Origin of the sequence: Vibrio sp. R-1 (assembly GCF_035615595.1) — a bacterium.
Classification (GTDB): domain Bacteria; phylum Pseudomonadota; class Gammaproteobacteria; order Enterobacterales; family Vibrionaceae; genus Vibrio; species Vibrio cholerae.
Genome location: NZ_WPDC01000102.1, coordinates 1 through 10,480, shown reverse-complemented (window position 1 = coordinate 10,480; position 10,480 = coordinate 1). Strand labels below are relative to the sequence as shown.

Below are 10,480 nucleotides of genomic sequence, written 5' to 3'. Positions count from 1 at the left end.
CGTGGTTTGCTTGGCAAGCTTAATTGCAGCCTCAACCGCATCGGCACCCGATGGGCCACAGAACTGGATCACACAATCTTCACCCAAGGCCTTAGGCAAAAAGCCTTTCACGGTCTTGATGAAATGGGTTTTCGCTTCGGTTGCGATATCCAGAGTTTGGTATGGCAAACCAGAGTCGAGTTGTGCTTTCAGTGCTTGATTGATTTCTGGATGGTTATAACCGAGCACCAAAGTACCTGCACCGGCTAAGCAATCCAAGAAAATCTGCCCACGCGTATCTTCCACCAAACAGCCATAGGCTTGCTTAATGGCAATAGGAATACGGCGTGGATAAGAACGCACTTCAGATTCATGCGCAGCTTGATCGAGCAGCACTTGGTCTGGAGTGAGATCGTAAAGACCGTCTAGCAACGGCACTTGAGTTGAAAACAGAGTTGCGATGTGGTTATCGACTTCAAAGGCTGTACTCATCTTTTTTCCCCTTGAGATGATTCGTTTCCGCCTTTCCGGTTTAGGTTATGGAAATGGCGAATAGCAAAATGCTCCGCGTTTGCGCATAGGCAAGCCGGAATGTGGGTCATCGCTTGGATGACGAATTGCTAAATCAGAGAATCAAGGTTCAGTAATGCTACTGTCCTGTTGAACAGGGCATAAAGGAAGTACAAAGCTGATTAATGTGTATAAGTTAAGTGAGTTCAATGTTGGGTTTCCCATTCACATGCCGCTCCGCAGCAAGAGTATCCCGTCTATCGACAAAAGGACTTGTCGATACCTACCCTACGTGGTGTCACAATCAGCCTGAATGGTCACCACGCGTGTCCCCCAGAAGCTCAGTCCGAGATTGGCGCGAACCTTATCATAAAAAGAAAGTCAAGCGCAATCGTTTTTAATAATTATTCGCATCGGTTGCATAGCCTTATTGATATGAATGGTTATAAGAATTTCTGCACTTTAACTTCACTCTAGGTTCTCAATTGAGTTGCAAACTCAGCACACTGTCATAGTGTGAAACGACAAAAAAGCCCCCGCATTGCGGAGGCTAGAATTGTTTAAAGCCTGATGAAATGATTACGCTTTTTTGAGCGGCAGAGAGAGTCGCAGTAAAGAATAACCAAGTAATGCCGCGGTGGTTGACCCCATTAAAATACCTAAGCGCGCATAAGTATCATAAGCTTCATTCGCTTGACCAAAGGCCAGTGATGAAATGAAGATCGACATAGTAAAACCGATGCCACACAGTACCGATACTGCAAAAATATGCTTGAAGTTGATCCCTTCTGGCAGTTTTGCTACCCCGAGTTTAACCGCAGCCCAACTGAAGCTAAAGATGCCGAGTGGTTTACCAAGGAATAGACCCAGTGCTACACCCAGTGGCAGCATAGAAGTAAGCCCTGCTAATGACACGCCTTGCAATGAGATACCAGCATTGGCAAAAGCAAACACAGGTAAAATCGCAAAGGCAACATAAGGATGCAGTGCATGCTCAAGGTGTTTCAACGGTGAATGCTCACCCTTATTGCCTTTCAGCGGAATAGCAAAACCGATCACTACTCCAGCCAATGTAGCATGAACACCCGACTTTAATACGGCGATCCATAGGATGAGGCCTGCCACCAAATAAATACTCAATTTAGTGACGTGCTTGGCATTAAGCATAAACAGCACACCCGTCATGATAAAGCCGATGGTGAGTGCAATGGTTGATAAATCACTGCTGTAAAACAGAGCGATGATCACTACTACGCCAAGGTCATCAATGATCGCTAGCGCCAGCAGAAACACTTTCAAACTCACAGGCACACGCTTACCCAGTAGCGCCATGATCCCGAGCGCAAACGCAATATCGGTGGCCGCAGGAATCGCCCAACCTTGAATGGCAGCCGGATCGTTAAAATTGAAGGCTACATAGATTAATGCAGGAGCCAGCATACCGCCTACCGCCGCTATCGCAGGGAAAATCGCCGTTTCACGGGATTTTAGCGCCCCTTCCAGCAGTTCACGTTTGACCTCTAAACCGATCAATAAGAAAAACACCGCCATTAGGCCATCATTAATCCAGTGTGAAACCGACATACCAAAGACATAGGTATGTAAAAATGCTTGGTACCCTTCACCCATTGCTGAATTGGCAATGACCATAGCAATGGCCGCCGCAATCACCAGCAGAATGCCCCCCGCAGATTCCATCTTGAAGAAATCTCTAATCATGTCAGACATAGGTTTGTCCTTAAATTATGTTAATAATTGATTAACAAAAGAATGTTCCAGAGTGTAGCTAGGCTTAGTGTAATGGAAAAATCGATTGTAATGAGGATTTACTTCGGTTTTTTCGAATCCATGAGTATTTCACTGCGAATTTCACCTTAATTGAGTATAGACAGTCTCAGTTTCATACCAAGATCAAAAATAGTAACTGATTGTTTTATCTTGTTCTCATAACCAAAAAAGCGCTTAACGCGCCTTTTTGTCAAACCCTAAATAATCATCACAGGAAATTAATAGCCTGATAACTGCATAAAACCCGTCTGATTGTGGCTTCCAAGCACTTTAATACGCCCTTCCCAATACGGAATTAAGAATGTCTGCCAAGCGTCACGATCCAATGGCTCAATAGATACATTCACTTGATACTTAGGAATCGCTAACCGCCAACGTAGAGGGACTCGCTTTCCATTACTCAATGAAGAGGAAGAAAGCGCTTCGAGTTGAATATCCCGATTCAACAACGCGACACTCTTACCGTTGAGGTTATGCAGCATGCCGTACACTGAATCTGGCACTCCACGGTGGCGAAAGCGATTCACCGTCAACCACTGCTTATCATTGAGTGGGATGACGAAACTATCCGTGCCCGCCAGATCGTTAGCGACTAACTCACTGCCCCACTCTTTACTCAACCAAGCGCGTCCGCGTACTTTCAATGCGGGTAGCTCAGGACTTACCACCAAATCGCCATGAACTGCGATATAGGGCAGTTGAAACTGGTAACTCGCAAGAGAAAGCAGTTCTTGTTTGACCTGATAACCGCGATCCCCCGATAACACATAAGGACCAAGCGCACGCAGTTGCAGATTTAGGGCGAAGTGATCGGTGCTGAGGTGCAAATTACCGGGTAAAGGCCACATGCCCAATGAACGCCAAGTCCAGTTATCAATCCACATCCGAAAAGGCTGATCGCCCATTCCAGCTTGACCAATGCCGCCACGAGCTATTTTTTGATCGCGTAGGCTCACTTTCTTGCCATTAATCACGATAGAAGAAAAATAAAGCTGAGGCGTCTGCCATCCTAACGTATCACGCTCATCCTGCGCCAAACGCAAAAAGTTCCATTGCACACTGAACGGATTGCCTTGTTCATCCTCCAGCAACGCGTATATCTTCCACCACTCTTGTTCAAATTCAGGGCGAGAGGCAAAATCAGCCGGTAAACGAACGGGATGATTGGGTAAAACGGGCTCAAACACTGCCTGTACCGTCGAGTGTTCAGGATCAGCCGAGTGCAGTAACATGCTGTGAGACTCATCCTGCTCATAGCCAATAAAGCCCACCACAAAAAACAGAGCGCCGAGGCAGAGCCATACCCAAGGTTTCAAGCGCAAACGAAAGCGGCGCATTTACAAAGCCTCTCGCAGTGATTTCATCGGTGATTTTCTTGCCAAGCGAATAATCGGCAAAGCGCCCGCCAAAATTAAAGCCATCATAGACCACACCACGGTGTACACATACTCTCCCGGCACCATTTGCAACTGCATAGTCCATCCAAACGAATGCTTGATCACCACATCAATCACTAATTTGGCCAAAGTTAATCCCAAAGGCAGTGCAATCAATAAAGAGATAGCGCCGAAAACAAATAACTGCATACCGCCGATCAGCACCAGCTCTTTACCTGACACACCAAGGCAACGCAACAAAGAGATATGGCGTAAACGCGATGTTTCTCCCGCTAGAGTTGAGAAGAAAATGCCACAGACGGCGATAAATAAGGTGATATTGCCCAGCGTTCCCGCAATCGAAAACGTGCGATCAAAAACCCGCATCGCATGGCTATGAATATTGGTGTTATCAAAGATACGATCCGCATCCAGCCTGAAAATGGTATCAAGACGTTTTTTGACGCTTTCTCCGGTGAGCCCTTCTTTGAGCACAACCGCCAAAGCCACGTTGCCAGTTCCGGCAAAGGCTTTCATCCAGTTTTGATGGGACATCATCACTTGATGATAAGGATTGCCGTAATCGTAATAGACCCCAAAAACCGCCCACCCCGAGCCCATCGGTTCCGGTAAATCGATCAGGTCACCGGGACGAATCCCGAGCTTCAACGCCATTGATTCACTGATCATTACCCCCCGCGCATGATGCAAATGGTACCAATAATTAGGCACGCCCAGTTTGACGGTGAGTGAGTCTAGCTCACCATCCGAAGCGCCCGTACTGACGATTTGTACTGGCCCGTGTTGCGATGCGAAATCTTTTTCCCAACGCCACCAAACCGCGTCAACTTCAGGTTGCTGGCCAAGCCATTGGCTCATACGAGAAGCGACACTGTTACTCGGATAGAGGTAGATATCGGCCGCAAGGCGCTGGCTCAGCCAGCGATCTGTGGTGTCTCGGAAACTGCCGACCATGGTTTCAACACCAATATTGGCCGCTAAAGCGACCATAAATGCCATCGTGGCGACACCACGATAACTCATACTCGCGGCGGCATCGGCAAAAAACCAACGCACTTTGACCCAGCGCAGCGTGTAAGAAAAGCTGGTGAATAACGTCCAGATAATGTAGGGAGTAAACAGCGCAACGCTCAGCAGCATTAAGCCAATAATCGCAAACCCTGATTGCTGACTTTTCGGGGCTTGATAAATCGCGACCGCCGCCACACACAAAGCACAGGCCAATAGCGCTTGTAGCTTAAACTCTTTCCCCGCAAAGCGAACCAGTGACAGGCGTGCCGATAAGCGAATGGGTTGAGAACGCAACAAACGCACCAAAGGCCATGTACAAGAAGCAAAGGCCGCCAATAGTGCCATCAAAAGACTGTAACTGCTCCATGACCAATCCCAACCAATTGCTAAGTCCACATTGGCGTTATACAGATAACCCAAACTGCTCGCGACAGATGGAATTAATTGATTGGCAAGCAGTAAACCCAAGACGTTACCGCATCCCCAACTCACCAATACCAATAGCAAAAGTTCAATCAGCAATGCTTTGGTCAGTTGCCAACCATTAACACCAATTTGCCTTAGCGTGCCCACCAAAGGCTGACGCTGCACCATGGACAGTGACATCGCTTGATAGAAAATAAAGATACCGACTAAAAAGGCCAGCATGCCCATCGCGGTTAAGTTGAGATGGAAAGCTTGCGTTAAAGACTCCAACTCTGAACGTGTACTGCGGGTGAGCGTTAAGCCATTGGGTAAGCTTTTTTTCAGTTTATCGAGCTTGGCCGGTGGCATATCCGCACACGCGATCACCGTCAATCCAGAGCCTTTTTTGAGCATACGAACCAAAGATAAGTCGGCCACTACTCGCATTCCCGTGACTTGGTTATGTCTATCAATCACAATCGGGCCAAGCTGAGAACCATCCGTCAGCGCAATGTAGTCCCCTTCTTGCCAATCTTGCAGTTTGGCTAACTCTTGACTCACCATGACCGGATATGGTGGGTTCATTAGTTGCAAACCACTTTGTTGAGCTAAGGGTTTGCCGTTGTCGAGAGAGAGTAACGCGACGGGATCAACCCCTTGTAAAATCAGATCTAAACCTGAGGTAGTACTAAAACGGTAATCATCGAAAGGTACACACTGCTGAAAACCGTCACGACGTAACTGAATATATAAGCCTTGCGGAATTTTATTAGCAATATGCTTGGAGCGGATACGATAGGGTAAAGGATTAGAAAATAGCTTCTCACCATGCTCATAACTTTGTCTGGCATGATGGTTAATGGCTGTAACGCCCACCAATAGAGAGACACCGAGAGTCAGACCAAGCCAGACCAGACAAATCTGTAATGGATAGCGACGATAATGACCCAATAGCGCCTTAACTACGGGCCATAACATGCAGCTGTCCTCCTTGCAGACGAATACAGCCATCCATGTGCTGCGCAACTTTTTCACTGTGCGTCACCAAAAGCAAAGCACAATTGAGCTGACGAGTCAGAGTCGTGAGCAAGCGCATTACCGCTTCGGCATTGCGTTCATCTAAGCTGCCGGTCGGCTCATCAGCAAGTAAAATTTTCGGTTCCATATACAAAGCGCGCGCAATCGCCGCTCTTTGTTGTTGACCACCAGACACCTCTTCTGGGTAGCGACCCAGCAAAGGCATAAGATCGAGAGCCGACAGAATTTGTCGCCACAAACCGGCATCTTCAGGTAAACCTTTCAGTTGACGACAGAAACGAATGTTATCGGCAATATTGAGTGTGGGTAGCAAGTTATATTGCTGGAAGATTTGGCCAATATTGTCACGACGAAATGCCGTGCGATGGTGCTCAGAAGTGTGATGCATGGGAAATCCGGGAAACCAGATTTCCCCCGAGTCAGCACTATCCAGACCAGCGATTAAGTTCAGCAGAGTACTTTTACCAGAGCCACTCTCGCCCATGAGCGCCAACTGATCACCTTGGTTCAACGTCAACTCAGCTCCCTGCAAAACGGGATGAAATTCATCACCATCTACATAGCCTTTGCATAGGTCTATTAGCTGTAACATCGAACCACTCATTGCCGAAAATGAAACCGGACACAGAATCTACACCAAAACCCTAAGCGGAGAAAGTATTTTGGCTAGCAGATCACACTATATGCATTAATTTGCACCGATCGAACGATGAGTGTCTAATTTTCAATCAAATTCTTCATCCACTTCTTGCTTTTCATACGGTGTAGTGAGCCAAACCACTTCACCGCTTCTTCAGTCAAAAACAGCAGGTAAATCCACTCCGGCTCGACCTTTAACACTAGCGCAGCAAAGGCGGCTAACGGGATACCAATACACCACTGCGCGACGATGTCTTGGCCGAGACAGAATTTTACATCGCCGCCCGCGCGCAACACGCCAACGATCGCGGTCATCGGGAATGAACGCAGCACGATGCCTAAGCACAAGATCAGCATAAATTTTTCTGATAACTCGCGCGTTTCAGGTGTTAACGCCGTAAATGCACCAAGCACCGGAATTTGCACCAGATACAGACCAATCGCGACAACAATACCGACCAGCACACTGCATGCGGTTACACCTATCGCTTGGTAGTACACCGCTTCATAGTTTTTCGCGCCAAGTTGATTGCCCACCAAGACTGCCGCTGCAGTAGACATGCCAATCAGTAAACTCAGGGAAATCGATTCAACCGGTGTCATGACGGATAGCGCAGCAAGCCCCTGAACCCCCGTCTGCCCCATGATCGCGTGGTAGGTAAATAAACCGGCAGCCCAGATCAGAAAGTTAAAGGTGGTGGGTAATGACAAACGTAGAAAACGGCTAATTTTCGGCCAATCAATCACCGCTTTGATGTCTTGCCAGCCAAAGGCCATCAAATGTTTTTTGCCATACAAGTAACTGTACAAACAAGCAATTTCAATCGCGCCACTCAACACGGTGGCAATCGCCGCCCCTTGAATACCCATCGCTGGGAATCCAAATTTACCGAAAATTAAGATCCAGTTCAGTACCACGTTAGACACAATGCCGATACCGCTGAAAAACGTGCTTACCCCGGGCTTGTGCATCGCGCGAAGTCCGACTGCCATACTGCTGACACAAGCCACCGCAAACATAGTGAACGAGGTGATGATCAGATATTGACTACCCAACGCATTAACTTGCTCCGAATCGGTCGTTAACGACATGATTTGCTGTGGGAAAAACAGGAACAGCAATACCGTGAAAAAGGCAAAGAAGTTAGAGACTAACCAAGTCAGTGCCGTACTTTCACGCACACCTTTGCGATCGCCCGCACCCCAATATTGCGCCGTGAGCAGTGCGCCGCCTGTGGTCACGCCCACCAGCATGATCGTAGTCACAAAGGTCGCTCGTGCCGCGACACCCACGGCGGCAATTTCGGCCTCTCCCAGTTGCCCGAGCATTAGTACATCGACCAAACCGCGGCTGGAGAACATGATATTTTGTAGCGTGATCGGCAGAGCAATCGCGATCAAGCGGCGGAAGAAATCCCCTCTCATGTGGGATAAAACTTGAGAGACAACAGACACAGTATCACTCCAAAGTGTGAGGACTCCCTATTACCTGTTAAGGTTAAGGACATAGTAGGCAGAAAAAACAGCCGCTATTATACTCACGCACGCATAAGCACAACAAACGATTAAAAAGGACCGTCGGATGAAAAAGGTATTAGTGTTAGGTGCATCAGGTTATGTAGGGGCGCAGTTGCTGCCACTACTACTGAATGCGGGATACCATACCACGGCTGCCTCTCGTCATATCGAGACATTGCATGCGCGCTTGCCCACTCATCCCAACTTAACTCGGCTCACGCTGGATTTAGCGGATCGTCAGAAAACGCTCGCCACCATCCCCAATTATGATTTGGTCTTTTTCTTAGTTCATGGCATGGCGCATGGAGGGGATTTTGTCGATTACGAGCTTTCATTGGCACAAAATGTAAAAGACGCGCTCGATCTTGCGCATAGCCAAGTAAGACATGTGATCTATTTAAGCTCGCTCCAACCGGAGTCTGGCCGCTCCCCTCATTTACAAGCGCGTTACGCTACTGGGCAGATACTGCGCCAGTCACGGATCCCGATCACGGAGCTGAGAGCGGGGGTTATCATCGGCCCTGGCTCGGCTGCATTCGAAATCATGCGCGATTTTGTCTACAACTTGCCAGTACTCATTACGCCTAAATGGGTTGACTCCCAAGCCAATCCGATTGCTCTGGCTAATCTCAACACCTATTTACTGAAATTTGCCGAAGAGCAGCCAAAGATGCATCAGACGTTTGAGCTTGGCGGGCCTGATGTCCTCAGCTATCGCGAACAGTTTCAGATTCTGTGCGAATTGACCGGGAAACCCTATCGCTTATGGTCGACGCGCTTTCTCACTCCAAGTATGGCTGCACGCTGGCTCGGTATGGTGACTTCGGTGCCAAGCTCGATTGGACGCTCGCTGCTGGAAGGGTTAACACATGATTTTATTGCCGACACCCAAGCGATTGAAGCACGCTATCCACAGCCATTGATCGCCTATCGAGAGTCGGTCAAAGCGGCGATCAGCAGTGAAGGAACCTTCGTGCGTAGCCAAGTATGGGGATTTGACCCTCACGCTATTGTCCGTTGGCAACCGGGTTTTGGTTATTACCCCAAGCAAGCGGGGGCCAGCATCGAAACCGAGTTAAGCAGCCACGCGCTGTGGAAAGTCATCCGCACTATAGGCCGCCGCGATCAAGGGTATTTTTTTGCCAATATTCTGTGGCGTACTCGTGAATGGTTGGATGTGCTGTTTGGTGGTGGTAAGCCGATTCGTCGCTATCCCGCTGGTGCTGAGCTCGCAGTGGGAGATTATATCGACTCTTGGAAGGTGATCCGCTGCCAACCGCAGCAGTTTTTGTCCTTACTGTTTGGTATGAAAGGCCCGGGGCTAGGACGTTTGGAATTTACCATTGATGATTTGGGCGATAAGCGACGCCTGAATGTAACGGCGTGGTGGCACCCACAAGGTTTTCTCGGCTTGATGTACTGGTATGCCATGATGCCAGCGCATCTGTTTATCTTTCGTGGCATGGTAAAAGCCATCATAAAAAAATCCCGCCGAGATTAAGCGACGGGATGAGGTTTTTTTCAGTCAGGCTTTTGAGCGCCGTTTTTCAAACTGATCTAACTGAGCTATTAGTTAGCACAAAAAGTTAGTTAGCACGAAAAGAAATCGGAATTTCCGCCAACTGAGTACCTTGGTTGGCGGGGAAAATCAGGTACTCACCATGGTATTTCACATTCGATTTGTAATCGGTTTGCTTGTGTACCATAAATCCCGCCGCAAAGGCTTTCTCAATAAAACCAGCATGGTGACCGCGCACAAACCAGTTCATTGGTTTCACTAACCGTTCACCATCAAAACAAGCTTCACACTGCACAGAGCAAAGAGCCAATGAATTCTGGCCGTCAGTAAAAATCTGCACTTTTCCTGCATTGACTAACGGCTCAGAGGTGGAAACTTCCCAACCTGCTTGCTCCATCTCATCCAAAAACGCTTCGATTTGTTTATCGGTGATCGGTGTGTGTTCTTGCTGTGCAAAAAAATGCGCGTAATAGGCGGAGATGCGTTGAAAGGTCGGTAACAGCTGTGATTCTGTTCCTTTTGAGCGCCCCGCTTTCTGCCACTGAGTTAAATCATCACCCACGCAGCGGTGAAACCGTTGTGCTTTTAGCGCTTTCGTCACCCAATGCACTAGAAAATGGTTGTTAGCCACTGGCGCATTGGCAAGCTTGCCCGCTTTATGTTCGGCCTCTAATTC

General features: G+C 48.2%; 8 protein-coding genes. 1 reads left to right on the top strand and 7 read right to left on the bottom strand.

All coding sequences use genetic code 11. From position 1 onward, the window contains the following. The 6 genes from GOU96_RS15485 to GOU96_RS15460 all read right to left on the bottom strand — a co-directional run. The coding region (locus GOU96_RS15485) for an aminotransferase class III-fold pyridoxal phosphate-dependent enzyme (protein ID WP_324702004.1) at window positions 1–471 on the bottom strand (471 nt) is incomplete at its 3' end. A gap of 597 nt (window positions 472–1,068) precedes the next feature. Continuing rightward, window positions 1,069–2,217 (bottom strand): Na+/H+ antiporter NhaA, encoded by a 1,149-nt coding sequence (gene nhaA, locus GOU96_RS15480; RefSeq protein ID WP_001281946.1) that lies wholly within the window; start codon window positions 2,215–2,217, stop codon window positions 1,069–1,071. A 278-nt stretch (window positions 2,218–2,495) separates the two neighbouring features. Beyond that, the gene (locus tag GOU96_RS15475) at window positions 2,496–3,614 is read right to left on the bottom strand and encodes a lipocalin-like domain-containing protein (protein WP_267782893.1); all 1,119 of its coding nucleotides are present in this window, start codon (window positions 3,612–3,614) and stop codon (window positions 2,496–2,498) included. After that, window positions 3,615–6,068 (bottom strand): ABC transporter permease, encoded by a 2,454-nt coding sequence (locus GOU96_RS15470; protein ID WP_267782890.1) that lies wholly within the window; start codon window positions 6,066–6,068, stop codon window positions 3,615–3,617. Further along, a complete protein-coding gene (locus GOU96_RS15465; RefSeq protein WP_000939696.1) occupies window positions 6,049–6,720 on the bottom strand; it encodes an ABC transporter ATP-binding protein in 672 nt (223 codons plus the stop codon). Before GOU96_RS15465 ends, GOU96_RS15470 begins: the two co-directional genes overlap by 20 nt. Window positions 6,721–6,845: 125 nt before the next feature. Continuing rightward, window positions 6,846–8,222 carry an MATE family efflux transporter gene (locus GOU96_RS15460; RefSeq protein ID WP_000117910.1) on the bottom strand — a complete coding sequence of 459 codons (1,377 nt, stop codon included), beginning with the start codon at window positions 8,220–8,222 and terminating at the stop codon, window positions 6,846–6,848. Between the two features lie 127 nt (window positions 8,223–8,349). Between GOU96_RS15460 and GOU96_RS15455 the strand changes: the two genes are divergently transcribed. Continuing rightward, on the top strand, window positions 8,350–9,786 hold the full coding sequence (locus tag GOU96_RS15455) for a DUF2867 domain-containing protein (RefSeq protein ID WP_042988446.1): 1,437 nt from the start codon (window positions 8,350–8,352) through the stop codon (window positions 9,784–9,786). 85 nt (window positions 9,787–9,871) lie between these two features. Here the strand turns inward: GOU96_RS15455 and GOU96_RS15450 are convergent. Next, the coding region (locus tag GOU96_RS15450; protein ID WP_324702003.1) for a DUF2913 family protein at window positions 9,872–10,480 on the bottom strand (609 nt) is incomplete at its 5' end.